This is a genomic window from Edaphobacter bradus (assembly GCF_025685645.1).
Lineage (GTDB): Bacteria > Acidobacteriota > Terriglobia > Terriglobales > Acidobacteriaceae > Edaphobacter > Edaphobacter bradus.
On sequence record NZ_JAGSYF010000001.1, the window covers coordinates 183,373 to 208,953 of the forward strand.

The following is a 25,581-nucleotide window of genomic DNA, read 5'->3' on the forward strand; positions in this document are numbered from 1 at the left end:
TCTACGAATGGGGTTTGTGGTGGCTGAACGGTCTTCGGACAGTGATGGTGTGGGTGGGTTGATTTGGATTCTTACTTTCCCACCCATGCCGCGATGAAGCTGCGGCATGGATGGGGCACCCGATTGTTTGTGGCTGGTTAGAGGAGCGCGGATCGCGCTGCGCGCGATTGCCCACTCATGCGATGAGGCCGCATGAATGGGGCACCCGATTTTGGTGGTGGCTTCGACTGTAGCGACGGCCTGGAGGTTGGGGAGGATGGCTGCAGCTTCTGTTTTTTGTTTGCCAGCTTCGATGAGGCGCTGAGTGGCTTCGAGTTCGTACTGTTTTAGTTTGGCTTCGAGATCCATGATGCGGCGTTGTGCGTTGTCCCACATGCTTTTGTAAATGACCGGGGCCATGCGGCGGTTGAGGACTTCGTGGGTGGGGGCGAGGTGGCCGAGTTCGGGGTCGACGGTGACGTCGTCGATGGTGGGCTCGGGGTCTTGCTGCGGGATTGGTTTGGGGAGGTTGAGGCTGGCGATCTGGAGGGCGTAGAGGAGGAGTCCGGCGCGTCGGGGGTCGAGGTCGTTGGAGGCGATGCGCTGGACGATCTGGCCGATGGAGGCCTGGATGGCGGAGCGGTCCTCGGGCAGTGGGAGGTCGAAGACGCTGAGGCGACCCTTGCGGGCGCGGGGGTTCTGGGCTGGCTTACGAGTGTTGTGGTGGTAGTAGCAGAAGTGTTCGTTGCGGAGACTGATGGAGCCGCAGCGGCGGCCGTCGGTGAAGATGTGGCGGCACCGGAACCGCTTGGGTTCGTGGCTGGTGCCTAGAGCGATCTCTTGTTCCATGATGGTATTCCCCTACCCGTCAAAAAGTGTGCAAGGTATTCGAAAGAGAAGATTTGAGTCCGGACTTCGGGAGCAGCAAGGCAGCTTTGGCGGCTGTCCATGGAGTCTGGAGTTAAATGCGAAAGCCCGGCTTGATGGCCGGGCTTTTTGTTCTGTTTCTATTGTAGCGGAATGGAAGGGGCTACTATGCCATATGCAAGTTACTCATTTTCGGTGAGTTAGTTGATTCATGGGCTTGACAACGAAATTTGCCGGGAATTTTGAGTTGAGATTATGTAAGTGATTGTAATATAAGGACATATTCGAATATGTAATGAAGGGCGCGAAATGGCTAGCTGAAGTTTCCGGAAACCCGACTTTACGGGAGCGTTGGCTCAGCATGACTACGGTACCCTTAGTTCACTGCACTAAGAGTGTTGGAGGAGTCTTCGACTGATGGCAGGAGGACCTGACCCCCGATGGTGGAATCGCGATCTGCCGGTCAAGCCGATCGGTATTCTTCTTGCCACCGTACTGGTAGCTGGAGTTGGGTATCTCTACTTAGAACCGACTCTGCGAGCTTGGTTGTGGACTGTTAGACATCATTCGACCGCCACCTACCAGGAACTCAGTGTGAAAGTTCCTTGGATGTGGCGACAAGAGGATACGCCCGCAGGACAACGGGAGCTAAGACTCGTGCGGGCACGCTTGGGTGAACCTGTCGAGTTCGAATCGATCGTCATCAGCGACGACAAAAGCACATCTCCGGGATCGCAAACCATAGCGGAACGTCTTCAGAATTTGGCGGCAAAATTAGGCCAGAAAGACTTTAGGGGCACGCCAATCCTCCTAGACCCGGAGACCTCAATGCGTTTTTCGTGTATGGCTCCTCACTTTGACCAACTTCGAGATTGGCAGGTCTCATGCCTTTCAAGCGACAATCTTTGGTCGGCCAACCTATACGGACCCGTTCCCGACGTGGATTCCTTCAAAGTCGTACTTCGAAGCGTGGGATCTAATCACCGATAGCTAGTGCTTGCGCAGAGTCCAGCGACACAGTAATTGTCTCGCGCCATTCGAGCCACAAAGGGGAGGGTTCCTCGAAACGGGGTTTGCGGTAACTTGCGGAGACCTGTTCTGGAATTCGCCAACGGTATCAGGCTGGTATAGAAGCCGGGGCCTTCGGCTCCCTTTGAAAAAATTGAGGCACTGCAAACAGACAGCAGATTCCTCCACTCCGCTGCGCTCCGGTCGGAATGACAACTAAGAAGGTATTGGGCTCAAGATGGAATGACAACCAAGAAGGTATTGGGCTCAGGTGGAATGACAACCAAGAAGGTATCGCGCTCCGGATAGCAGTTCTTTCGATTACTTAGCGTTACGCTATACGTCGATACCGCCTAATTCAGTACAGGTAAGGATGCGCTTCGCTCGGTTTCTTCGTCGAAGTGGGTGCGAATGCGCCGGGCGGTCGCGGTGTTGACGACGGCGGTCAGGGCGTCTGTGCTGGCTTGCTTGACGCCGCGCACGCTGCCAAAGTGCTCCAGCAGGCGCTGCCGGGTTCGCGGTCCTACGCCGGGGATGGCGAGAAGTTCGCTCTCGCGGTCTCGCATCTCGCGTCGCTTGCGATGGTAGGAGACGGCGAAGCGGTGGCTCTCGTCGCGGATCTTCTGCATGAGGTGCAGCACGGGTGAGCGGCGGTCGAGCACGACGGGGTCGTTCTCCTGCCCATGGACGTAGATGATCTCCTCGCGTTTGGCGATGGAGGCCAGCGGCTGCAGGGTGAGGCCGATCTCTTCAAGCGCGTCGTAGGCAGCGTGCAATTGGCCGAGGCCGCCGTCGATGAGGATCAGCGAGGGCAGCGCCTTCTTCTCCTCGGTCAGTCTTTTGTAGCGGCGGTGGATGATCTCGCGCATGCTGGCGAAGTCGTCGACGCCGGTGACAGACCTGACCTGGAACTTGCGGTACTCGGACTTCTTCATCGCACCGTCCTCCCATACCACCATGGAGGCGACGGTCTCTGCGCCTTGAATGTGCGAGATGTCGAAGCACTCGATGCGGCGCGGAGGTTCTTCAAGCGTGAGCGCGTCCTGCAGGGCCTCCTGGATGGCCTTCGCACCGGGTTGCATCACGCGGAAGCGCTGGTCGTAGGACTGCTTCGCGTTCTGGCTTACGAGATCGACGAGCGAGCGCTTTTCTCCGCGCTGCGGGACGAGTATCTCGACGCGACGGCCGGTACGCTCGGAGAGCATCTCGGCGAGAACACTGCGGTCCGGGAACTCGACGGGCACGAGCACCGAACGCGGCACGTAGTTCTGGTCAAGGTAGAGCTGTTTGAGCAGGGCAGAGAAGAAGGCCGACGGACTGAAGGCTGCTCCGGGTTCGGAGATAGACGAGTGTTGTAAGACCGGCATCCCCTCGCCGACCTCGGGCGCGGAGGCTGTGGGATCCGGCTCCATACGCGGCAGCGCCTCTGCCTCATCGGTGTCGCTGGCCTTTTCTTCGGTGGCCTCGGCCTGAAACATGTCCTCGAACTCGGGCAGGTCCTCCCAGAAGAAGTCGCGACGATCGACGATCTTGCCGTTGCGCATGTGGAAGAGGTTCACGGCGAGCATCTCGTTCTCGTAGTGATAGCCGAAGACGTCGGCGTCCTCGTTGTCCGTGGTGGCGATGCGCTGCTTGTCCATCATCTGGTGGACAGTGGATATCTGATCGCGCAGGCGGGCAGCGAGTTCGTACTGCTCTGCCTCGGCGGCCTGCTGCATGCGCGCGGTGAGCCGTTGTTCGAGCTCTCCGGGACGGCCTTCGAGGAAAAGTTGTACATCGCGGATCGCCTGCCTGTAGAGCTCAGGGGTCGTCAGGCCCTCGACGCAGGGGCCAAGGCAGCGCTTGATGTAGTACTGCAGGCAGGCGCGCGGATGGTAGCGCGAGAGGTCCACCTTGCAGCTTGGGATGAGAAAGCTGCGGTGGACCAGGTCGACGAGTCGATGCGCGAGGTTGCCAGGGAAGTAGGGACCGAAGTAGGCGCTGCCGTCCTTCTTGAGGCGGCGTGTGACGAAGACCTTGGGGTAGCGGTCGCCCATGGTCAACTTGATGTAGGGATAAGTTTTGTCGTCGCGCAGCAGAATGTTGAAACGCGGCTTCCGCTGCTTGATGAGGTTGTTCTCGAGCGCGAGGGCCTCGTGCTCGTTGGCGACCGTGATGTAGTCCACATCGACGGCCTCGCGCATCAGGGTGCCGGTCTTGGCGTTGGCCTGTGAGGCCTCAAGAAAGTAGGAGCGAACCCGGGCCCGCAGGTTCTTCGCCTTGCCGACATAGATAACCTCGCCCTCGGCGTTCTTGTATAGATAGCAGCCCGGGGAGGTGGGGAGGGTCCGGATTTTCTGGTACAGGTCCATGCGCGCCGGTCGCCGAACCTTCAGTCTAAACCGCCGAAAGCCTTTGGATGCCTGAGTAGATTTGACTCATCTCCCTATCAAAACTTCCGGAAAGGATGTGGTGTGCAAGAGATTTCAGTTATGCATCCAGGGTGCAACTAGTTTATTTTGAATAAGTTGCCATGTTCTATCGTTTGGCATGCTAAATGCTGTAGTTGGTACGTAGCTTACTGTGAAGCAACAGAGAGGACTCCTATGAGCTCCATGATGAACGAAAACAATGCCAATGTCTGTGTCGCGAGGAAGATTTCATCTGTCTGTGGTGCGCTGTTAGCAGGTACAGTCATTGTTACTTTGACTGTGGGTTGCTCTAGCAAGAATTATGTTCGATCCCAGACGGCTCCACTGATCGCGCAGGTCAACGATCTGGACGCCAAGACGGCGACGGACCACCGCAACATCGCCGATACGGACGAGCGCGCACAGCGCGGGATCGCCGGCGCACAGAGCGCCGCCGACACTGCCGACCAGCACGCCCTCGCCGCAGGCCAGTCGGCTGACACCGCAGGCCACTCCGCCCAGGAGGCTTACAACCGCGTCGACACGCTGAGTGGGGTCGTAGCGAACCTCGACAACTACAAGTCCATCTCGGATGTGAGCGTGACCTTCGGCTTTGACAAGTCGGTGCTCACCGCGACCGACCGTCAGACGCTCGATGACTTCGCCGCGAGCCTTACCGGTAAGCGGAGCTACATTCTTGCTGTCACCGGCGGGACGGATTCGGTTGGCGACGCGAACTATAACTATCAGCTCAGCCAGCGCCGCGCCGATGCCGTAGTGAACTATCTGGCGTCGAAGTACAATATCCCGCCGCACAAGTTCTACCTCATTGGAATCGGTAAGGATCAGGAGGTCGCGAGCAACAGCACGGCCGCCGGACGCGCGAAGAACCGGCGCGTTGAGGTCAAGCTGATGACCAACATGGAGCAGCCGTCGGGTTCGACAGTCGCCACGTCGACGCCTAGCGTCCAGTAGGACTCAATCTCCGCAACACCAATCCGCACGACCAACCACTCCGTGAGACACCGGGCCGAGATGCTGAGGCCCGGTGTCTTGCATCCTCCCCGAGCGGGCGGCGGGGCAGCATTCGCGAACCACCTCGCCACCACCTTCCTCTCGCTGCGCCTTGCGTCAGGCAACTTCAGCCAGCGGCGTCAGGTCGCTCGTCCTATTTATTTGTCGCTCGTCCTATTTATTTATCGCGCTGATCTTTCAGCTTCCTGTACACCAGCGTCAGTAAAGCCGAAGCCAGAATGACTGAGGCGAGCTGGTACCAGTAGAAGAAAGGAAATCCGCACAGCGACGGCGTGCTGCGCGCATAGAGTGCGGGGAAGCACAGTCCCAGATAAGGCAGTGCGAGCAGCCACACCCAGCGGCTTCTGCGTGTTTCGGTCTGTTCGGGCATCTGCAGCAAAGAATACTCGATCTCCTGTCTGTCCGTGAAGCCGGGCACAGTGAATCGGGTAAAGTAAAGATATGGCTCTGCTATCTCCAGAACCGTCTCACGAAGCAGACCCCATTGCTGAGGCTGTTGCGATCATGGCTAGGCTACGTGCTCCCAACGGTTGTCCCTGGGACCGGGAACAGACCTTCGACACAATCAAGCGACACACTCTAGAGGAGACCTACGAGGTCTTTGACGCCATCGAACGCCGCGCGTGGCCCGATCTGAAGGACGAGCTTGGCGATCTTCTGCTGCAGGTTCTCTTTTATGCGCAGATGGCCTCGGAGGCAGGCCACTTCAACATCCACGACGTCGCTGCCAACCTGAACGCCAAGCTGATCCGCCGCCATCCGCATATCTTCGGCGACGTTGAGGCCGGGGATTCGGCAACAGTGCTGCGCAACTGGGAGCAGATCAAGCGTGAGGAGAAGAAGTCCTCGGCAACTCAGAAGGACTCGCTTCTGGCCGATATTCCGCGCAGCATGCCCGCGACGCTGGAGGCTGGCAAGCTGGGCTCCCGTGCCGCGAAGGTAGGCTTTGACTGGCCCGACGTCGATGGCCTCTTTGAGAAGCTCAACGAAGAGATCGCCGAACTCAAGCAGGAGCTGCAGGCCGCGCCAGGACAAGCTTCGCAGATTGCAGCCGTGGAAGAGGAGCTGGGCGATCTGCTCTTTACAGCGGTCAACCTTGCGCGGCACTTGAAGGTCGATCCCGAATCGGCCCTTCGCGCTGCGAATGCCAAGTTTCGCAGCCGCTTCGCCGCGATGGAACAGGCGGCCGGAGGCCCGGAGGCGCTGACTACCCACAACCCGGAGCAGCTGGAAGAGCTGTGGAGCAAGGCGAAGGCCACGGTAGCCTCCGCCAGCGGAGCAAGTCATTCATGAGCAGCACCTTGCACGGCAACATCCAGATAGGCCACGCAACAACCCTCGAACACTTCGAACGATGCGTCGCTCTCCAGCTTGAGGTCTGGGGCTACACTGACGGCGACCTTATTCCCCGGCGTGTCTTCCTGGTCGCCCAGCGCATCGGCGGGCAGGTGATCGGCGCGTTCGACGGCGAGACGATGGTCGGATTTGCAATGGCCCTTCCGGGTGTCCGGGATGGGCGTCCCTATCTGCACTCGCACATGCTTGCGGTGCTGTCTCAGTACCGTAACGCCGGTCTTGGCCGTCGTTTGAAGCTCTTCCAGCGCGACGACGCCATCGCCCGCGGCATTGACCTGATGGAGTGGACGTACGATCCCCTGGAGATCAAGAACGCCCACCTGAATATCGTCCGCCTGGGAGCCATCTCTCGGCGCTACAAGGCTGATTTTTATGGTCCCTCGTCATCGCCCTTGCAGGGAGGCCTTCCGACGGATAGGCTATACGCGGAATGGTGGCTGAACTCTCCCAGGGTTGTCAGCACGCTGCTCGGAGAGCCTCAGCCGGTCGAAGTCGTCGAACGTATCACCGTCCCGCACACCATCTACCAGTGGAAGCAGGACCCTCAGAGCAAAGATTTGGCCCAGCATCTGCAATTGAAAAATCGGCTGGCGCTGGAGTCGGCGTTCGGGCGGGGTCTCGCCGTAGTCGGCTACGAGCGCGACGCCGAAGGCAACGGCTCGTTTCTGCTTGGTCCATGGAGCGAACCAGCTCGCAAGCAGTCGTAGTGCGTCGCACCAGTTCTCAGCGGGCCACCGCTTCCATATCACCAGGAACCCAAAGAATAGGACCTCACATGCTCAATATCGATGCCATCCACATGCGCGAGATCAACCTGCCACTGGCTCATCCATTCGAGACCAGCTTCGGCCTCACGACAGGCCGACGCATTCTTCTGATCGAGCTGGAAGCCGAAGGGCTGACGGCTTGGGGCGAGTGCGTCGCCGGCGAGCATCCCTACTTCAGCGACGAGATGATCGATACCGCGTGGATCATCACCGAGACGGAGCTGGCGCCGCGCCTGCTCGATGCAGACATCGAGAACGGCGGATCAGTTCCGCACATACTGAAGCAGGTTCGCGGTCACCGAATGGCGAAGGCTGCGCTGGAGAACGCTGTCTGGGACCTTGAGGCACAGGTCGAGAAGATGCCCCTGTCGCAATTGCTCGGCGGAACGCGCAAAGTGATCCCCTGCGGCGTCTCCATCGGCATTCAGCCTACACTGGAGCAACTGCTGGACAAGATCGACCTGGAGCTTGAGGCCGGCTATCAGCGCATTAAGCTGAAGTGCAAGCCCGGCTGGGACAGCAATATCTTTGAGGCCGTCCGTAAGCGCTGGCCCGACATCATGCTGAGCTGCGACGCGAACTCGGTCTACCGTCTCAAGGATATCGACCACATCGCCACGTGGGACGAGTTCAAGCTGCTGATGATCGAGCAGCCGCTCTGGTACGACGACTTCTACTTTCACTCCATGCTGCAGAAGCGAATTGAGACAGCAATCTGCCTCGACGAGTCGATCCGTAACCGCCGCGACGCGCTTGCGGCCATCGATATGACCTCCTGCAGGATCATCAATATCAAGGTCGGCCGTGTCGGCGGACTCAGCGAAGCTATCGCCGTACACAACGCTGCCGAAGAACGCGGCATTCCGGTGTGGTGCGGAGGCATGTTGGAGACCGGCATCGGGCGTGCCCATAATATCGCTCTCTCGTCGTTGCCGAACTTCTCGCTTCCAGGCGATGTCTCCGCTTCCAAGCGCTACTGGTCGCAAGACATTATCGAGCCCGAGGTCACCGTCAGCTCCAAGGGAGAGATCGTCGTTCCGACGGGAATCGGTTCGGGCTATCAGGTCGACAAGGCTCGCATTGAGGCTCTCACCGTGCGTCGGCAGACACTGCGTTCCCGGGCTCGTGTGACTGCTTGAGCCAGCAGTTCGGACGCTAGTGGGTCGGCAAGGGCGTATTCAGCAGCAGGCGAATCGCGTCCTGATATTTCATCGGGGAAACACTCTGGAAGTTACTCGCGTCGACGGTGGTGTTGATGTTCAACGTCTTCACCATCAGCGCGCGTACGCTGATCTGTTCGGAGAAGTGCGTGAAGATCCAGCGCCCGTTACCCGCGTCGGCCTGATCGAGGGCCAGTTTGCCGCCGGGGTAGATGTGCGCGAGTACTCCCCAGCCAAAGTTGACTCCCTGGAAGATCGTTCCTTCCATGCGGACCAGATGCCGGGTCTTTGCATCGACCCACGCCCGGCCCTTCAGTCCTTTCAATGCCTCAGCCGCCGTCGTAGGAGGATGGAATTGAGGATTCGGGGTGTAGTCGCTGACAACCTCCGTCATGTCAGGATTCATTCCCGTCTGGGGCTGGCCGGGGACGTAGGTGAAGATCATCGCATCAGGCACTAGCCGCATCAGCGAGTCGGCGATCTTTCTCCCTGAGGAGTCGTCCTTGACGTGCTTGTAGTACTCCGAGGGAGACTGCAGCATGTCGTTCAGGCGGTGCCGCTCGGCCTTGTCTTCCTCCTCGGTCAGAGGCCTTCCATTCTTCAAAATCAGCCGGGCCACGGTGCCGTCTTCGCTCTCAAGCACGTCGCGGACCCGGTCGCCTTTGGCATCGACGATGCGCATGCGATAACGAAGATAGGAGCCCTGGTGGTGCAGGGTTTCCAATTCAGTGGCGACCGTATCGACGGCCCATGAGCGGGGAGGGATGGCCGCGAGCCACGCCGGGACTCCCGCGCCGCTGGAGTCTGCCGCCTGCGCCTGCGAGTCCCGGGCTGCGGAAGCAGATGCAACGGCCAGAAATGTTGCGAGGAGCAAGCGCAACATTCTGAGATCTCGACTGGCGAGCCCTGGTGACAGTGTGTACCTCCGTACCGTGTATCCCAACTTATCCGCTGCCCTTTGACCTCGGGCTGCGCACAATCTCCGTCTCCGGAGCGCCTTTGCATATCTTACGTAAGACTCGTGAACCCGAACAGAGTTTTGCCGGTTTGCCTCCTGTCACAGCCTTGGGTATAGTTCGGGCAAGACACACAGTAGCCGCAGTTGGGAGAACAGAAGCTCATGAAGCCAGCAGAGGGTTCCACCGTTATTGGCAAATCGGTCTCAATCCGCGGAGATCTCTCCGGAAAAGAAGACCTCTACATGGATGGCGAGATCGAGGGAACTATCACGCTGCCGGAAAATACCCTGACCGTGGGGCCGAACGCCCGTGTTATGGCGGATATTCATGCCCGGTCCGTCATCGTTCTGGGCAGTATTCACGGGAACCTGCATGCTACAGGACGCGTGGAGTTGCGTCACTCCGCAGCGGTTCTGGGTGATATCTTCGCCACCCGGCTCTCCATGGAAGAGAACGCCAATCTTAAGGGGCACGTCGAACTCATGACATCGGAAGCGTCCGTTTCGAGTTCCTTGCAGCCAGTTCCTTCCGTCGCAACTCAAGACTCCCTGGTTCTTGAGCCAAACGCATAAGCAGGGAGGAGAAGCGAGTTCATGCGCGGTATCTTCGGCAGTAGCGAAGGGACACGAACATCAAGAGGTGCGGACGCTGCGCGCGTCGCAAGGCACTCCAGCGGTTGGAAGGAGCTTCTAAAGCACCTGAAGACCAAGGAATCGCTCCGCATTCTTGATATCGGTCCTACATCGTCCACGAACATCAACTACATCACCAGCCTTGGCCACAGTATCTACATGGCTAACCTGGTGGAAGAGGCTGCGAAGCCGGAATGGATCATTCCTGCCCCAGACGGCGAGACGGCCTTTGACGTCGAACACTTCCTTGCTACGAACCTCAACTTCACCGGCCGTAACTTCGACATCGTATTGCTATGGGATACGGCCGACTACCTTCCTGAACCGCTGGTCGCGCCAGTCTTCTCACGCATCCATGAGGTGATGGAGCCCGGAGGACTGATGCTTTGCTTCTTCCACGCGACTCCAGATCCGGGCGCCAACTTTAGTCGCTATCATCTTACCGATACGGAAGTTGTGGAGATGCAGCGCGCCGGGAACTTTGCTTTGCATCACATCTACAGCAACAGGAAGATTGAGAACCTGCTGAGCCAGTTCAGCACCTATCGCTTCTTCCTCGCAAAAGATAGTTTGCGCGAGGTTATCGTAACTCGATAGCTGCGCCACACCTCAGGACTGGATTAATGCAAAAGCGCAGGCACTCTGGAAAGAGTGCCTGCGCTTTTCTACTCTTGCTTCCGATGTCAGGCCTTCGCGCCTTGCTTCCTGCGTTCTGCCCAACGCTTCTTCATCGCTTCTGCAATTCGCTTTCGGCCCTCTGGACTCAGCTTGCGCTTCTTGCCAACATTCGTGGCGCCCTTGGGCCGGCCGGGACCAGTACGTACGGTCTGTGTGCCAGCCAGCAGCGCGCGCGCCTGCTGTAACTTTGCAATCTGAGCGTCGATCTCAGCGATAATGCGGCTTACTTCCACTTGTTACCTCCGATATGGCATCAATAAGAGAGTCATTGAGCTGGCGTGATGCTCTATAAACCGGATTATCTCGATGCCACATACAACGATACAGGAAGCATCTCTAACTCGCACAATATTTGTCTAGCTTATGCAAGCTATTTTTGTGAGACGGAAGATACCTGTTCATCCTTGCGGGATAAATCCGCGGGGCGAATCGCATAGCCCGGCCCCGTGTCATCCAGTTCCTCGCGGAACGACGTGCCCAGGCCCCGACGGTTATTGACTTCATCCATACACTGCCGCAAGCCCTTCAGGGTTGCCTGCTTGTCGCGTGCAAACTCGCTGGCCAATCGAGTTAGAGCGTAGGTAATGACGTCACAGTGATGCAGCTGTTCCATCTCTGGAGACCGCCTCATGTTAAGCCAGAGACGATGCACGAGTTGGACTTCATCCGGTGTGATCGTCGGGGCGTGAGGACCGATATGAAAGCTAAGAGCCTCCCCGTCAGGTTTCACGACATAGAAAGTAAATTGACGCTTCGGTTCGGGCAGGGCTTCCCATGCCTGGCCGACGTGATAGGCCTGTTCCTGGGCCGTCAACTTACTCGACAGGCCCGAAACCACCGCGGCGGCATCAAGTGAGTTAGCAGTCTGAACCAGTGCGGCAAAGATATCTCCCGCAGGAACCACAAGCAGCGAGATGTGTTTGCCAAAGCTTTCCGCGACAGAGACGGCTTTGGTAAAGAGCATCTGCTCATGCTCGCTGAATAACTGCTCGGAGGCATCGACGTACTCCGGTCCTCCGGCTCCCATCATGCGCGCAGCCAACACGACCAGGTCCTGGTCGTCGGTATTGGTGTGAGACAGGGCCCACTTGAGCGCGAACGGGGAGGCCGCATCGCGCATGGTAACGACGACCGCGCCCGGACGTATGGCCAGAGACTCGCGGCCGACGGTGTCCTGATGCTCCAGCTGAAAGTGCTCTTTCATCTGCCGCGTGGCCAGGTCGTGCCGCCGCTTGTTCTCCCGCTCCGAAAGAGAAAAGATTACGAAAAATACCACGGCAAACAAGATGCCACTTACCGTCGCTACCGACTTGGTAAATAGGTTCACGGTCGCAGTCGTAAGGAGAACGAGAAAGATCGAGATAAGTCCAACGGGAATCTCAGTCTTTCCAATTTTGATGTTGAGAGGTACCTTCCACCCGCGCTCGCCGTGATACTTCCACCGCAGGACAAGCATCGCCAGCGAGTTGAAGGTAAAGCTCCAGATGACGCCAAAAGCATAGGCTTCGCCGAGCATGATGACATTGCCGCGGGAAGCAATAATGGTAAACATCTGCAGGCCGGCGACAAGATTGACGATGCGATAACTCGTGCCAAAGCGCCGCTGTGGTCTTCGGAACCAGTCCGCCAGGACGCCATCCTCCGCCACGCGCATCAGCACGCCAGTCGATCCGACGATGGCCGTGTTCACCGCACCCCCCAGAATCAGGAAGCCGACGATGACGACAAAGACGCGGAACGCAATCTTCAAGGCAAGCGGCCCGACCATGTACATCGCCATGCCGGCGATCAGATTGTCGCGGTACACGGGCACGCGAACCGAGTCAGGGATCAGCATCACGGCCAGCAACGTGCCGACGCCGGTGAAGATGAAGCTGTAAAGTGCGATCACAATCGCAGCGCGTTTGAGGTTCTTCAGCTTCGGGTGTTCGATCTCGCGGTTGACCTGCGCCAGCGACTCTTCGCCGCTCATCGCCAGCACGGAGTGGCCAAACGCCATAATGATGCCGAACAGTCCAAGCGTCTTTGCGAAGTTCGTATTCTTGAGGAAGCCCAGGGCATCCTTGCTAAATGAAAGATTCTCCGGTATTGGCAGTGGGGGCAGGTGTGCTCCCAGCTTGAACACCGAGAAGAAGCCCCATGCCAGAAGGATCACAACCATCACGGTCGTGATCTTCATCACCTTCAGGGCCTTGTCGCTGGACTCCTTGATGCCCTTGGTGTTTTGCCACCAGAAGTAGATCGTGACCATTCCGGCAATGGTTGCGGAAGTGCCGTCTACAGGGAGCTGCCGCGCCACGCCGTCGGCGTGCGTCGCCAGTATGGTCACCCAGTGATGCGCTGTGCAGATTCGCAGTAACTCGTTGAGTAGTCCAACAATATACTGTCCGGCCGAGACGCCGGAGATCGGCCCCGTGAGGATGTAGTCGAACATCAGCGCCGACACACTGAGCTTTGCGAAGGTCCCGCCGAGCGCCTCTTTTACGATGCGGTAGACTCCTCCGCGGGTGAACATGCTGCAGCTCTCGACGTACACCGCGCGCACCGCGAAGCTGAACAGCATCACTCCGAGGACGAACCAGGGAGCCGACTTACCCACAGCCTCCTCGGCGATTCCGCCAGCATAGAAGGCTGAGGAGCCCAAGTCATTCAAAACAATCGCTGCCGCTCGCCAGAAAGAGATAAAGGTGAGCATCACCGATGAGGCCACGACCAGGCGAACCCTGGCGGGGAGGGGCTTATACGTAGTTTGTTTGGAGGCCATTATTAGTTTGCGTTCAGCAATGCGTCCCGCAGCCGCAGGTTACTCTTCATGTTCCAGCAGCTCTTTCAAATCCTCGATGAAACTCACCACAACCACGATGGCTGAACCCGCCAACCCCACTAAAAAAAGAGGCACGACGATCTTGGCAACGAAGTGAATGATGATGTCCATACCACTGCGTATTGTATCGCCACTTTAGCGTTCCTTAGGGTCGGCAGATGGTAGACTGCCGGTGCGATGCGACCTCTTCCAACGAAGCTCTGGGTCCTGGCCGCACTCTCAGGCGTCCTTCAGGTTCTTCCTTTTCCCATTGCAGGGCCGGCGCCGGTGTGGCGCGCTGCATTCTGCTGGATCGCCCTGTTGCCGCTTCTCTGGGCGGTGCTGGGCAACAATAAGCAGGGAAAGCCACTTACTCTTGCTCAGGGCGCAATCCTCGGCTATCTGAGCGGATTCGTCTGGTACCTGGGCAACTGTTACTGGATCTACCAGACGATGTATCTCTACGGCGGCCTCGCCCGGCCGGTCGCTGCTGGCATCCTTGTTCTGTTCTGTCTCTATCTCGGCCTGTATCACCTTCTCTTCGCCACGTTGCTTGTTGCTTTCCGTTCGCGGTTTGGCCGTCAGGCTGCGATTTTGCTCAGTCCTTTCGCCTGGGTCGCCGTGGAGCTTGCTCGCTCACGCATCACCGGCCTCCCGTGGGACCAACTCGGGATCGCGCAGATCGATAACCCGCTGCTTACGCGCCTCGCTCCCTATGCCGGAGGCTACGGCCTTTCGTTCGTCATCGCTGCAATCAACGCGCTCTGGCTCGCGCGCATTCAGATTCGAGAGCGCCGTCATACTCGCTTGATCCTCACGTTCGCCGGCGTTGCGATCATCGTTTTCTACGTTCTCGGATTGCAGCGGATTCAGGCCCCCGTCGTCCTGCAGACCAACGCATACGCGACGCTGGTGCAGGAGAATCTTGAGGTAGGAGCCGCCGCCACAGAACCGGAGCCGAGCACCCAGCAACTGCTCGAATCCTTCTCCTACCTCAGTCGCCACCCAGGCAGTCGCCTCTTTCTCGGCATGCCGGAGCAGCGCAGCACGCCGATGGTTGACTTCCTGCCGAAGGCTGAACCCGCGAGCACCAACCTGATCGTCTGGCCCGAGTCTCCCGCTCCCTTTCAGGAGAACGATCCGCAGTTCCGCGCCGCGCTCTCTTCCCTGGCGCGCGAGGCCAACGCGCCCATCATCGCGGGCAATATCGGCATCGAGCGCACCACCGAGAACGCCCGCGGTTATCACCTCTTCAACTCCGCCTCGTTCGTCACACCGCAGGGAGAGTTCGCCGGCCGCTACGACAAGATGCACCTCGTCCCCTTTGGCGAGTACGTTCCCTTCAAGCAGATCTTCTTCTTTGCCAAGAACCTGCTCAATGAGGTGGGAACCTTCGAGCCTGGCACAGAGCGGTCCATCTTCAACGTCAACGGCCACGGCTACGGCACCTTCATCTGCTACGAGTCCGTCTTCGGCGACGAGGTCCGCCACTTCACCCAGCAGGGAGCCGAGGTGCTCATCAACATCTCCAACGACGGCTGGTACGGCGACACCAGCGCTCCCTGGCAACACCTCAACATGGTCCGCATGCGCGCCATCGAAAATCATCGATGGGTCCTTCGCGCCACTAACACCGGGGTCACGGCGGCCATCAGCCCCACGGGGCGCGTCGTAGCTGCGGCGCCGCGCCACGTTCGCACCAGTATCCGAGTCAGCTTCTCTTTTGAGAACGGCCTTACCTTCTACGCCGCGCACGGCGACCTCTTCGCCTACGCCTGTGCTCTGGTGACGGCCCTCGCGCTCGCACTTAGTCTGCGGACAAAAATCGCCGCAAGAGAATCTGCGAGCGAAATTGCCGTAAACTGAAAGAGATATGATTACCGATCTTGAGTACACGTACTCCCCGGTTCGCGAGAAGGTTCGCGATCTGCGGGAGTATCTTTGACTCCGCCCGCCTTCGCCGTGAACTAGCCACCATCGAAGAGAAGACCGCCGACCCAGCCATCTGGGCTGATCCCGCGCGTTCGCAGCCGCTCATGCGCGAGCGCAAGCGCATCGAGACGCTTCTCGCCGACGACGCTGAGCTGGAGCGCCGCTCCGACGACATCGAGACCTACTTCGAGCTCGCCAAGGAGGGTGAGAACACCGAGGCCGAACTCGCGCGCGAGATCCCCTCGCTCATCGACTTCGCCGATAAGCTCGAGGCCCGCACGATGCTCTCCGAGGAGAGCGACCCGCTCAACGCCATCGTCGTCGTCCACCCCGGCGCCGGAGGCACCGAGTCACAGGACTGGGCCGAGATGCTCATGCGCATGTACATCCGCTGGGGCGAGCGCCAGAACTTCAAGGTTGAGATCAACGAGGTTCAGGACGGCGACGAAGCCGGCATCAAGTCCGCCACCTTCACCATCTCCGGCGACTTCGCCTACGGCTTGCTCTCGGGAGAGACCGGCGTACACCGCCTCGTCCGCATCTCGCCGTTCGACTCTGCCAAGCGACGCCACACCAGCTTCGCCAGCGTCTTCGTCTCGCCTGAGATCGACGACACCATCGTCATCGACATCAAGCCTGAGGACCTCCGCATTGACACTTACCGGTCTGGAGGCAAAGGCGGGCAACATGTCAACACGACGGACTCCGCCGTGCGCATCACGCACATTCCCACCGGCCTCGTCGCCGGGTGTCAGAACGAGCGCTCGCAGCACAAGAACAAAGAGAAGGCGATGAAGCTCCTCCGCTCGCGCCTCTACGAGTACGAACTCGAGAAGAAGAAGGCCGCCAGCAAGAAGCTCGAGGACTCCAAGCTCGACATCAAGTTCGGCTCGCAGATCCGCAGCTACGTCCTGCAGCCCTACCGAATGGCCAAGGACCTCCGCACCCGCGTCGAAGTGGGCGATGTCGACAGGGTCCTCGACGGCGATCTCGAGCCCTTCATCCGTGGATACCTGCGCATGCGCCGCGAAGGTAGCCTCCCGGCCGAAGTCGCTCCCGACGACGAACTTTAGCTAGACTCGCTTGCTTGGCGTCGTCATCGCTCGCAAGCCCACTTTGTGACCTGAAGATGCCAGCGAGCATCTAATGGAACAAGGAAGGGAACTATCTTATGTCGAAGGCCCCCGCAGATATTGGTAACGGCGAGCTTCGAAAGCAACTCCTCGCGCTTCTTCGCGGCGGGCAGGCCCACGCGACCCTCGAGGAAGTTATCAGAGACTTTCCCGAGCAACACCGCGGCACTGTTCCAGCCAACCTGCCTTATTCTGCCTGGCAGATCCTCGAGCATCTTCGCATTACTCTGCGCGACATTCTCGACTTCAGCGCTCCACCCACCGGAGGCTACCATCCCATCGAATGGCCCGACGGTTACTGGCCAAAATCCCCCGAGCCGCCTTCCCCGCACGCCTGGGACGCAACCATCGCGACTATACGCAAAGATCTCGAAACCTTTGAGGCTCTCATAACGCGGACTGAAGCCGATCTCTACAAGCCCTTCCGTTGGGGCGACGGACAGAATCTCCTGCGTGAGGCGATGCTCATTGCAGACCACAACGCCTACCACCTCGGCGAACTCGTCGTCATTCGTCGCCTGCTCGGCGTCTGGCACAGTTAGACTCGATTTGCAGGGATAAGATCAGACACTATGAACGAACCTGAAACCATTCGCGCGATGCTCGGCAATCCACCTGCCGAGCCCCGCACCATCGCGGTCATCGGCCTCTCCGGCGACTCGAACAAGCCGAGCCACTTCGTCCCGGAGTACATGCAGCAGCATGCCTACCGTATCCTGCCGGTCAACCCAATGGTGGAGGCCGTTCTCGGAGAAAAGTCGTACCCGGCGCTCAGCGACCTTCCCGTCAGGCCCGACGTCGTCAACGTCTTCCGCCTGCCAAAGTACATTCCTTCCATCGTCGACGAGATGCTTCAGCTCGGCCTCAAAAATCTCTGGGTCCAGCAAGGAATCATCCACCTTGAAGCTGCTCGACGAGCCGAGGCCGGAGGCATCCGCGTCGTGATGGACCGTTGCATCATGGTAGAGCATCGCTGCGCCGGCCTCTGACACTGTCACCTTGGGCCACTTTCCGACGTCTAACCCTTATCTACAATCAAAGCACATGAATGTCCGCCACTATCTAGTCAATCTTCTACTCCTGCTCTCCGCCGCTCTAGGCTCTGCGAACGCGCAGATCCCGACCGTCGGCGACGGTGGCCCCGGCCCCGTCAAGGCGCAACACCTCACCGCGGAACTGGTCTCGCTCGCGCCCTCTATCGCGCCCGGCGGAACCCTGCAGGTTGGCCTCGTCCTCACCTTGGAAGAGAAGTGGCACGTCTATTGGATCAACGCAGGTGACTCAGGCGAGCCGCCAAAGATCACCTGGACCCTCCCTTCGGGCATCACCGCTGGCCCGATGCAGTTCCCCATCCCCAGCCGGCTGCCGCTCGGCCCTCTTATGGACTTCGGCTACCAGGACGAGGTCGCCTTCCCGGTCCAGATCACTGCCGCGAAGAACCTCAAGCCCGGTCCCATCCATCTTGACGCAAAGGTCAACTGGCTCGTCTGCCGCGAGGTCTGCATCCCGGGCAAAGCGAACCTCGGACTAAACCTCACCGTCGATCCCGCAGCCACTGCCCCGGCGCAGCCGGTAGGCGCGCTCGGCGAAGCGCTCGGCCTGCTGCCCAAGCCTCTTCCCTCCGAGATGCGTGCCACAGTGACCGGCGGCAGGCAGGCGTTCGTCCTCAACCTCGTCACCGGCAAACGGCAGAACGACGCCGAGTTCTACCCCTTCGATCAGGAGCAGATCGCCAACGCCGCAGACCAGGACATCGAGGCGCAGCCCGACGGTGTCCGCCTTCGCATCGCGCGTGCCCCTGAGTTGACAAAGCTCCCCCACGAACTCCACGGAGTCGTAAAGCTCAGCGAGACCGAAGCCTATGAAGTCACCGCGCCAGTCACTCCCGGAGAGGTGGCCCCAGCCGCAGGAGGGAAGGCGTCCACCGGCAGCTCGGCAGAACTCACCGCTCTGGCGGCGGTCGGATTTGCCTTCGTTGGAGGCATCATCCTCAACCTGATGCCCTGCGTCTTCCCCGTGCTCTTCCTCAAGGGGCTCGCGCTCGTGCAGTCTTCCAGCGAGGAACGCAGCCGCATTCGCAGCCATGGCCTCGTCTACACGCTCGGTATCCTCGTCTCCTTCTGGGCCATCGTTGCGGCGCTGCTCATCGTGCGCGCAGGAGGCAGCCAGGCCGGATGGGGCTTCCAGCTTCAGTCTCCGACCTTCCTCGTCTTCCTTGCCTCCGGCATCTTCTTCTTCGCGCTCTCGCTCGCCGGTCTCTTCGACCTCGGCCTCTCGCTCACCAGCGTCGGCGGAGAACTCGCGCAGAAGCAGGGCTACACCGGCAGCTTCTTCACCGGAGTCCTAGCCACGGTAGTCGCCACTCCATGCACCGCGCCCTTCATGGGAGCGGCCATCGGCTTCGCCCTCGCGCAACCCGGCTGGATCACCTTCGCCGTCTTCACCGCGCTCGCCCTCGGCCTCGCCGCGCCCTATCTTCTGCTCAGCTTCCACCCCGCATGGACACGCATCCTCCCGCGCCCAGGCGCATGGATGGAGACCTTCAAGCAGATCACCGCGGTCATCTTCTTTGCGACGGTCATCTGGCTGGCCTACGTCTACGGAAGCCTCTTCGCCTCAGGTGCCGGCGGCGGGCAGGGCACCTACCGCGTAGCGCTCCTGCTCAGCTGCTTCCTGTTGCTTGCCGTCGCCGGATGGGTGCTCGGCAAGTGGCCTGCTCGCTGGTCCAGTTCCATCGCGGCGATCGTCATCGGAGTCATCGCTCTCACCGTCCCGCTTTATCAGCCCAAGGACACGACTCTCACCTGGCAACCTTATTCGCAGAAGTCGCTCGATCAGGCCCGCGCCTCCGGTCACCCGGTCTTCATCGACTTCACCGCTGCATGGTGCCTCTCGTGCCAGGTTAACGAACGCGTCGTCCTCAAGTCCTCCGACGTTCAGCGGCAGTTCCGCGACAACCAAGTGACGCTTCTCAAGGCCGACTGGACCCAGTACGACCCCGAGATCACCAAACAACTCGCCTCCGTAGGCCGCAGCGGGGTTCCGACCTACGTCATCTATCCGGCAAACCCCAACTCTGCCGCTGACGTCCTGCCCGAGCTTCTTACCAAAGACATCGTTCTCACCGCACTCCAGAAGGACACAAGCAATGAGCGCGAATCCAGCCAATCCGCAGCAGGACGAACAACAAATCCGGGCCCTCGTTGAAACCTGGGGCGAGGCCTCCTGCGCTGGCGATCTCTTCGCGCAGATGAACCTCATGACCGAAGACGTCGTCTTCCTCACCGCCGGCAACATGCCGATGCGTCGCGACGAATTCGCCAACGGCTTCCGCGCCATGAGCGAGAAGGTCCATCTCGACGTCCGCTCCGACATTCAGGAGGTCACGATCCGCGGCGACGTCGCTGTCTGCTGGAACCTCCTCGAGGTCAGCATTACACCGCTGGCTGGCGGAGAAACCATGAAGCGAGCAGGCAATACTCTCACTGTCTTCCGCAGGGGCATCGACGGCCAGTGGCGCATTTGGCGTGATGCCAATATGTTGGCTCCGGCTTGAGAGTAGCGCCGTTGCGCGGTAGTCCCGCAAGCCGAAAATAGCGTCAAAGCAGATGTGGAGGTGACCCGCCGATGTCCCACCGCCGTCTTTTCCCCTTCGTCATCGCTCTCGCCACCCTGCCTATCTTCGCGCTTACTCCAGGCTCCCCGGCTCCCGACTTCAGAGGCACCGACTCCAACGGCAACACCCAGACGCTCTCGCAGTATCGCGGCAAGTACGTCGTGCTCGAGTGGGCCAACCGCGGCTGTCCCTATGATGGAAAGCACTACCTCAGCGGTAACATGGAAGCGCTGCAGCGTGAGTGGACCGGCAAGGGCGTCGTCTGGCTCTCCGTCATCTCATCGGCTCCTGGTGAGCAGGGCAGCGTCAGCCCCGCCGAAGAGAACCAGTACCTCAAGTCCATGAAGGCCGCTCCCACCGCAGCGATCCTCGATCCCAGCGGCACCATCGGCCATCTCTACCAGGCCAGGACCACGCCGCACATGTTCGTCATCGATCCCACCGGCAAGCTCATCTATCAGGGAGCCATCGACGACAAGCCCACGACCAACCAGGCCGACATCAAGACCGCGCACAACTATCTCAACGAAGCCCTCAACGCAGCCATGTCAGGCAAACCTGTGCCAACCGCCGTTACACGACCCTACGGTTGCTCAGTCAAATACAAGAACTGAACGGAGCCAATGGCTCTACGCTCAGTCTCGCCGCTTCTCTTGCCGGATCCGCGCAATCTCTTCCATCCGCTGAGCCAGAAGCTTCTCGCGCCCTTCGCTCGTCGGATGATAGTAACGCCGCCCGGCCAACGAAGGCGGCAGACACTCCATATCCGCCACGCGCCCCTCAACATCGTGCGCGTACTGATAGCCCTTACCGTAGTCGAGTTCCTTCATCAGCTTGGTCGGTGCATTTCTTAGGTGCAGCGGAACCGGCTCAGCCGCCGTAGCCTGAATATCTCCAAGCACCGCGCCATACGCCGTGTAAACCGCATTCGACTTCGGCGCCAGCGCAAGATAAACCACCGCCTGCGCCAACGCGAGATCGCCTTCCGGCTGCCCAAGGAAGTGCAGTGCCTCCTTCGCAGACAGGCAAAGATTCAGCGCCTCCGGGGCTGCCAGCCCAATGTCTTCTACCGCCATCCGCACAATCCGTCGAGCACAGTACATCGGGTCTTCGCCCGCCTCGAGCATCCTTCCCAGCCAGTACAGCGCCGCATCAGGATCGCTGTTCCTCACGCTCTTGTGCAATGCCGAGATGATGTCGTAGTGCTGCTCGCCCTTCTTGTCGTACAGCAGCACTCTTCGCTGCAGCGCCTCGCTCGCCAGAGCCTTCGTAATTCTGTGGTCGCCACGCCCGTCCGCGAGTCTAGCCGCCACCTCCAGAGCATTCAGCGCATTGCGCGCATCGCCGCTCGAGTACGAAGCAATCGTCGTCAGCGCATCCTCGTCGGCCTCGATCCCCATTGCACCCAGTCCGCGTTCAGCGTCACTCAGCGCGCGCCGTAGCAGAATCAGAATCTGCTCCTCAGTCAGCGCGACCAGCGTATAGACCCTGCACCGCGACAGCAGAGCGGCGTTGATCTCAAATGAAGGATTCTCCGTTGTCGCGCCGATCAGCCGTATCGTCCCCCGCTCCACATAGGGCAGAAACGCATCCTGCTGGGCCTTGTTGAAGCGGTGAATCTCATCGACAAACAGGATCGTGCGCGAGCCGAGGTGCGCTGCCTTTTCCGCGTCCGCCATCACCTGCTTGATCTCCTTGATCCCGCTCAGCACGGCGGAGAACTCAATGAAGCTCGCCTGCGTGCGATGCGCGATCATCTTGGCCAGCGTCGTCTTTCCAGTACCCGGAGGCCCCCAGAAGATCATCGACGTCGGATCATCGCTCTCAATCGCCAGCCGGAGCGGCTTGCCGGGCGCCAGCAGATGCTCTTGTCCCTCATACTCATTGAGCGTGTGTGGCCGCATCCTGTCGGCCAGCGGAGCCTGCCGCCCCTGTCTGCCGGCCGCCACAATCGGACTCGTATCGAATAGACTCATCGCTGCGCTCCTGCAGCAGCTCTCTGGCGCGAAGCCTCATACAGAAGCAGCGACCCCGCTACCGCCGCATTCAAACTCTCTACCGGCCCGGGGCAGGGAATCGTCACCCGCGCATCGGCTATAGCCATCCACTCCGCACTCAACCCCGCGCCCTCGTTGCCGATCATCACCGCACATGCGCCGCGAAGGTTCGCATCCTGCGCAGCCTCAACACCAGCGTCCTGTGCTCCGACAGCAGCCAGCAGCCGCACGCCGCGCCGCTTCAACCCCGCAATCTCTTCAGCAGTGGCAGGCACTACCGGCACGCGAAAGACGCTCCCCACGCTAGCGCGCAGCGCCTTCTGGTTCCACGCGCTCACCGTTCCCGGGGTGGTCAAAACACCCGCAGCCTCAAACGCCTCCGCCGACCGCACCAGCGTCCCCAGGTTGCCGGGGTCTTGCAATCCGCAAGCAATGACGAGCAGCGGCTTCGGCCCCTCGAGCACATCATCGAGATGATGCACAGGCGGCGCCAGTAACGCTGCGATACCCTGCGGTGACTGCGTCTCTACCGCGCTCGCAAAGACGTCGTCGGTCACCCGCAGCACCTCGACGCCGTGAGGCAGGCCGCGAGGTATCGGCCTCCGCTCGCTCACAAACACCATCTTCAAAGCGATGGCGCTGCGCACAGCCTCTTCCAGCAGATGCTCTCCTTCAATGGCGCTCAGTCCATCGCTCAGCCGCGCATTACCTGCAAACGCCGCTCGCAACTGCTTCACCCGCGCATTCGCTCTGCTTGAGATCAGCGTCTCCGCCACTGTCATTCCAAAATCTTACGCTGTCGCCTTCCAGCCTGCTCTCCGCCGCTTCAAGCGCGACCACGGATTACTGCAGATGGTCATAGATAAAACAGAACAGCAGTGGTCTTCGAAAACCAGCTTTCTGTTCTGGCCTTTGATCCGTGCTGGTCCGCGCCCATCCGCGGTCAGCGTCCTTGAACCAATGCCACCGGTATACTATGCAAGATGGCCGCATCCCCCGGCACAGGAGCCCTGAAATCTTGACGGCCGAGACACTTCGCATCCATCCCGACGAGCCCGAGCCTGAACTCGTCAACAAAGTTGTTGCTCGTCTTCACTGCGGCGACGTCGTCGCGCTCCCCACCGATACCTTCTACGGACTCGCCGTCGACCCGGTAAATCTCATGGCCGTCGATCGCATCTACGAGATCAAGTCCCGCGCCCGCCACAAGCCCCTCTCGCTGCTCATCTCCGACGTCGCGCAGGCCTACGAACTTGTCCGTACGGTCGATACTGCCTTCGACCGTCTCGCCGAGCGCTTCTGGCCCGGCCCGCTTACTATCGTCGTCAAGGCCGGCTCGAAGCTGCCCTTGCGAGTCACCGCCAACACAGGCAACGTCGCTCTTCGCGTTCCGGAGGCAGCGATTCCACGAGCCGTTGTCAAGCAGCTCGGCCTGCCCATCACTGCGACCTCCGCCAACCTCTTCGGTCTCCCCGAGTGCACCTATGCCAACGGCGTCCGCGAGCAGCTTGGCGACAAGATTCCCCTCATCGTCGATGGCGGCCCCACGGCACGCGCGATCCCGACCACCATCGTCGATCTCTCCGGCGGCGGCAACTCATGGATGATCCTCCGCGAAGGCGCTATCCCCACACATGAGATCGCCCTTACACTGCATCGTTGAGCCCTTTTCGAAGGCTCTCCACACTCCCGCGCCGATGCCGTACACTCAAATCGCCCCACAATGATCGTCCCGGCCTCCAACCTGCGGCGTAGGCGTTCTTCCAGCGGCTGGACTGCGTTGCGCCGTCTCGCCGGCATCGTCCTGGTCGTCGCGCTCGCCTGGAGCGTCTACGTCTACCACCAGATCGCCCAAGTCGCACACCACGATGACGCCCAGCCCGCCGATGCCATCGCCGTCTTCGGCGCAGCGGAGTATCTGGGCCGCCCCTCGCCGGTTCTTCATGCGCGCCTCGACCACGCCGTCGATCTCTATCGCAAGCAGATTGCCCCGCTCATCATCACCCTTGGCGGCGGTAGCGACCGCGACTCCGGCAACACCGAAGGTGCCGTCGGCCGTGACTATCTCCTCGCCAACGGAGTCCCCTTCGGCAACATCATCGCCGAGACCCGCTCCACCGATACTGAGCAGCAGGTCCGCCGCCTCGCGGCCATTGCGCGCGACAACAACCTCCATCACGTCGTCGTCGTCTCTGACGGCACTCATCTCTTCCGTATCCGCGAGCTCTGCAGCGACGCTGGCCTCGACGTCTACACCTCGCCGCGCCCCGCGCTCGGCCACATCAGCAGCTACGACCTCGCCATGCGCTACTTCCACGAGATCATCAGCTACACCATGGTGCGGCTCCACCTCGATGAAAGCTGGCTTCACTGGGTCGAGGGTAAAGAGGACTTCTAACGCGTCAGCGCCTGTGCCAGCAGTGCAGCAAACAGAGTCGAAGCGAAGTTCACCAGGTCATTTCCCATCCATCCTCGCCGCTCGACCGTAGCTCCCAGCAGGCTGTCGAAGAGCAACCCTGCACAGGCCGCCCCCATCACGGCAGCCTTATTCGGCCACAGTGCATGGTGCATAGCGCCGATCGCCACGATCGCTCCTGCGGCGACGACTCCGGCCACTGTTCCCCACATGCTCACACCTCCATCGGTGCCGGCTGGCACCGGCTTCAGCGTCGTGATCAGGAGCGCCCTGCCTCCCACAGCCTGCCCGATCTCCGAAGAGACCGTATCTGCCGTCGCCTCGGCCAGCGCCGCGATGCATCCCTCATATCGCCCCGCAGCGGCAAACAGAGCCGCGACTCCGAGGTTCGCCGCAATCTGCGACGCCTTCCGCCCGCTCCGCGCCTCTGCAACCCCGCGGGCCTCCTTCCTGGCGCGTCCAAACCTTGTCGCCGCAGATGTCAGCACAAACAGCACGATCAGGGCAGGAAAGGCGGGCCGCAGCACCGGAAGCGAAGAGAACCGCGTCCAGACCTCGGACGACTGGGCCAGCAGAAAGCAGACCGCCCAGCCCATCGCTGTCCCGCCTGGAGTAGCCGCTCGCAGCCCCCACACCAGCGCCGCAAACAGGCTGCTGAGGAGTAGCGGCCCCGACAGCGACCACAGCGGCAGGCCCAGCTTCAGCGCGGCGATAGGCGGCGCCGCTGCAGCCAAGGCCAGCAGTAGTCCGACTACCCAGGTCAACGCAGCAGATTGTCTGCCGTCCCGCGCTCTTGGGATCGCCTTATTCCAGACTTCCATTAGCAGCGTCCAAGCCTCACAGTGATTTACAA

Annotated in this window: 26 protein-coding genes; 17 read left to right on the forward strand and 9 right to left on the reverse strand. The window is 60.2% G+C overall.

Annotation, left to right across the window (positions count from 1 at the left end):
* Nucleotides 1-192 precede the first annotated feature (192 nt).
* Both OHL16_RS00840 and OHL16_RS00845 read left to right on the forward strand, forming a co-directional pair.
* Nucleotides 193-330 (forward strand): hypothetical protein, encoded by a 138-nt coding sequence (locus tag OHL16_RS00840; protein ID WP_263365184.1) that lies wholly within the window; start codon nt 193-195, stop codon nt 328-330.
* Between the two features lie 27 nt (nt 331-357).
* Complete coding sequence (locus tag OHL16_RS00845; RefSeq protein WP_263365185.1) at nt 358-810, forward strand: hypothetical protein; 453 nt, start codon at nt 358-360, stop codon at nt 808-810.
* A gap of 1,397 nt (nt 811-2,207) precedes the next feature.
* On the opposite strand, the gene uvrC is transcribed toward OHL16_RS00845, so the two are convergent.
* Complete coding sequence (uvrC, locus tag OHL16_RS00850) at nt 2,208-4,205, reverse strand: excinuclease ABC subunit UvrC (RefSeq protein WP_263365186.1); 1,998 nt, start codon at nt 4,203-4,205, stop codon at nt 2,208-2,210.
* A 234-nt stretch (nt 4,206-4,439) separates the two neighbouring features.
* Here uvrC and OHL16_RS00855 point away from each other — a divergent pair, with 234 nt between their 5' ends.
* Nucleotides 4,440-5,219, forward strand: a complete 780-nt coding sequence (locus tag OHL16_RS00855; protein WP_317891012.1) for an OmpA family protein — start codon at nt 4,440-4,442, stop codon at nt 5,217-5,219.
* A gap of 217 nt (nt 5,220-5,436) precedes the next feature.
* Here OHL16_RS00855 and OHL16_RS00860 read toward each other — a convergent pair whose 3' ends face one another.
* A complete protein-coding gene (locus OHL16_RS00860; RefSeq protein ID WP_263366201.1) occupies nt 5,437-5,649 on the reverse strand; it encodes a DUF3311 domain-containing protein in 213 nt (70 codons plus the stop codon).
* 71 nt (nt 5,650-5,720) lie between these two features.
* On the opposite strand from OHL16_RS00860, the gene mazG reads away from it, so the two are divergent.
* The 3 genes from mazG (at nt 5,721) to menC (ending at nt 8,541) form a co-directional block, all read left to right on the forward strand.
* On the forward strand, nt 5,721-6,572 hold the full coding sequence (gene mazG / locus OHL16_RS00865; RefSeq protein ID WP_263365187.1) for a nucleoside triphosphate pyrophosphohydrolase: 852 nt from the start codon (nt 5,721-5,723) through the stop codon (nt 6,570-6,572).
* A complete protein-coding gene (locus OHL16_RS00870) occupies nt 6,569-7,342 on the forward strand; it encodes a GNAT family N-acetyltransferase (RefSeq protein ID WP_263365188.1) in 774 nt (257 codons plus the stop codon). The genes mazG and OHL16_RS00870 overlap by 4 nt, the downstream gene beginning before the upstream one ends.
* Before the next feature lie 68 nt (nt 7,343-7,410).
* Nucleotides 7,411-8,541 (forward strand): o-succinylbenzoate synthase, encoded by a 1,131-nt coding sequence (gene menC / locus OHL16_RS00875; protein ID WP_263365189.1) that lies wholly within the window; start codon nt 7,411-7,413, stop codon nt 8,539-8,541.
* A gap of 16 nt (nt 8,542-8,557) precedes the next feature.
* Here menC and OHL16_RS00880 read toward each other — a convergent pair whose 3' ends face one another.
* Nucleotides 8,558-9,445 (reverse strand): hypothetical protein, encoded by an 888-nt coding sequence (locus OHL16_RS00880; protein ID WP_263365190.1) that lies wholly within the window; start codon nt 9,443-9,445, stop codon nt 8,558-8,560.
* 237 nt (nt 9,446-9,682) lie between these two features.
* Here OHL16_RS00880 and OHL16_RS00885 point away from each other — a divergent pair, with 237 nt between their 5' ends.
* A complete protein-coding gene (locus tag OHL16_RS00885; protein WP_263365191.1) occupies nt 9,683-10,093 on the forward strand; it encodes a bactofilin family protein in 411 nt (136 codons plus the stop codon).
* Nucleotides 10,094-10,114: 21 nt separating this feature from the next.
* On the forward strand, nt 10,115-10,750 hold the full coding sequence (locus OHL16_RS00890; RefSeq protein ID WP_263365192.1) for a class I SAM-dependent methyltransferase: 636 nt from the start codon (nt 10,115-10,117) through the stop codon (nt 10,748-10,750).
* 86 nt (nt 10,751-10,836) lie between these two features.
* Here the strand turns inward: OHL16_RS00890 and OHL16_RS00895 are convergent, their stop codons facing one another.
* From OHL16_RS00895 to OHL16_RS00905, 3 genes are all read right to left on the reverse strand, one after another.
* Nucleotides 10,837-11,064: a hypothetical protein gene (locus tag OHL16_RS00895; RefSeq protein WP_263365193.1), complete on the reverse strand. Its 228-nt coding sequence runs from the start codon at nt 11,062-11,064 to the stop codon at nt 10,837-10,839.
* 137 nt (nt 11,065-11,201) lie between these two features.
* Complete coding sequence (locus OHL16_RS00900; protein WP_263365194.1) at nt 11,202-13,595, reverse strand: APC family permease; 2,394 nt, start codon at nt 13,593-13,595, stop codon at nt 11,202-11,204.
* Nucleotides 13,596-13,634: 39 nt separating this feature from the next.
* Entirely contained in the window at nt 13,635-13,766 is a 132-nt protein-coding gene (locus tag OHL16_RS00905) for a hypothetical protein (protein WP_263365195.1), read from the reverse strand.
* 66 nt (nt 13,767-13,832) lie between these two features.
* Here OHL16_RS00905 and lnt point away from each other — a divergent pair, with 66 nt between their 5' ends.
* From lnt to OHL16_RS00940, 7 genes are all read left to right on the forward strand, one after another.
* Nucleotides 13,833-15,500 (forward strand): apolipoprotein N-acyltransferase, encoded by a 1,668-nt coding sequence (lnt, locus tag OHL16_RS00910; RefSeq protein WP_263365196.1) that lies wholly within the window; start codon nt 13,833-13,835, stop codon nt 15,498-15,500.
* Nucleotides 15,501-15,507: 7 nt separating this feature from the next.
* A protein-coding gene (gene prfB, locus OHL16_RS00915; RefSeq protein ID WP_263365197.1) for a peptide chain release factor 2 occupies nt 15,508-16,639 on the forward strand; the annotation gives its coding sequence in 2 pieces (ribosomal slippage) (nt 15,508-15,576 and nt 15,578-16,639; 1,131 coding nt in all).
* Between the two features lie 98 nt (nt 16,640-16,737).
* Nucleotides 16,738-17,241 carry a DinB family protein gene (locus tag OHL16_RS00920; RefSeq protein ID WP_263365198.1) on the forward strand — a complete coding sequence of 168 codons (504 nt, stop codon included), beginning with the start codon at nt 16,738-16,740 and terminating at the stop codon, nt 17,239-17,241.
* A gap of 30 nt (nt 17,242-17,271) precedes the next feature.
* A complete protein-coding gene (locus OHL16_RS00925) occupies nt 17,272-17,688 on the forward strand; it encodes a CoA-binding protein (protein WP_263365199.1) in 417 nt (138 codons plus the stop codon).
* Between the two features lie 55 nt (nt 17,689-17,743).
* Nucleotides 17,744-19,906: a protein-disulfide reductase DsbD family protein gene (locus OHL16_RS00930; protein ID WP_263365200.1), complete on the forward strand. Its 2,163-nt coding sequence runs from the start codon at nt 17,744-17,746 to the stop codon at nt 19,904-19,906.
* Nucleotides 19,848-20,255 carry a YybH family protein gene (locus OHL16_RS00935; RefSeq protein WP_263365201.1) on the forward strand — a complete coding sequence of 136 codons (408 nt, stop codon included), beginning with the start codon at nt 19,848-19,850 and terminating at the stop codon, nt 20,253-20,255. Before OHL16_RS00930 ends, OHL16_RS00935 begins: the two co-directional genes overlap by 59 nt.
* A 71-nt stretch (nt 20,256-20,326) precedes the next feature.
* Nucleotides 20,327-20,929, forward strand: coding sequence for a thioredoxin family protein (locus tag OHL16_RS00940; protein ID WP_263365202.1), 603 nt, complete (start codon nt 20,327-20,329; stop codon nt 20,927-20,929).
* Between the two features lie 21 nt (nt 20,930-20,950).
* On the opposite strand, the gene OHL16_RS00945 is transcribed toward OHL16_RS00940, so the two are convergent.
* Together OHL16_RS00945 and OHL16_RS00950 are read right to left on the reverse strand one after the other, a co-directional pair.
* Nucleotides 20,951-22,291 (reverse strand): replication-associated recombination protein A, encoded by a 1,341-nt coding sequence (locus OHL16_RS00945; RefSeq protein WP_263365204.1) that lies wholly within the window; start codon nt 22,289-22,291, stop codon nt 20,951-20,953.
* A complete protein-coding gene (locus OHL16_RS00950; protein ID WP_263365205.1) occupies nt 22,288-23,094 on the reverse strand; it encodes a TrmH family RNA methyltransferase in 807 nt (268 codons plus the stop codon). Before OHL16_RS00950 ends, OHL16_RS00945 begins: the two co-directional genes overlap by 4 nt.
* 236 nt (nt 23,095-23,330) lie before the next feature.
* On the opposite strand from OHL16_RS00950, the gene OHL16_RS00955 reads away from it, so the two are divergent.
* Together OHL16_RS00955 and OHL16_RS00960 are read left to right on the forward strand one after the other, a co-directional pair.
* Nucleotides 23,331-23,975, forward strand: a complete 645-nt coding sequence (locus OHL16_RS00955; RefSeq protein ID WP_263365206.1) for an L-threonylcarbamoyladenylate synthase — start codon at nt 23,331-23,333, stop codon at nt 23,973-23,975.
* 60 nt (nt 23,976-24,035) lie between these two features.
* Nucleotides 24,036-24,710, forward strand: coding sequence for a YdcF family protein (locus OHL16_RS00960; RefSeq protein ID WP_263365207.1), 675 nt, complete (start codon nt 24,036-24,038; stop codon nt 24,708-24,710).
* Here the strand turns inward: OHL16_RS00960 and OHL16_RS00965 are convergent.
* Nucleotides 24,707-25,549 (reverse strand): DUF92 domain-containing protein, encoded by an 843-nt coding sequence (locus OHL16_RS00965; protein WP_263365208.1) that lies wholly within the window; start codon nt 25,547-25,549, stop codon nt 24,707-24,709. The two genes, OHL16_RS00960 and OHL16_RS00965, sit on opposite strands and share 4 nt — an antisense overlap.
* Nucleotides 25,550-25,581 lie beyond the last annotated feature (32 nt).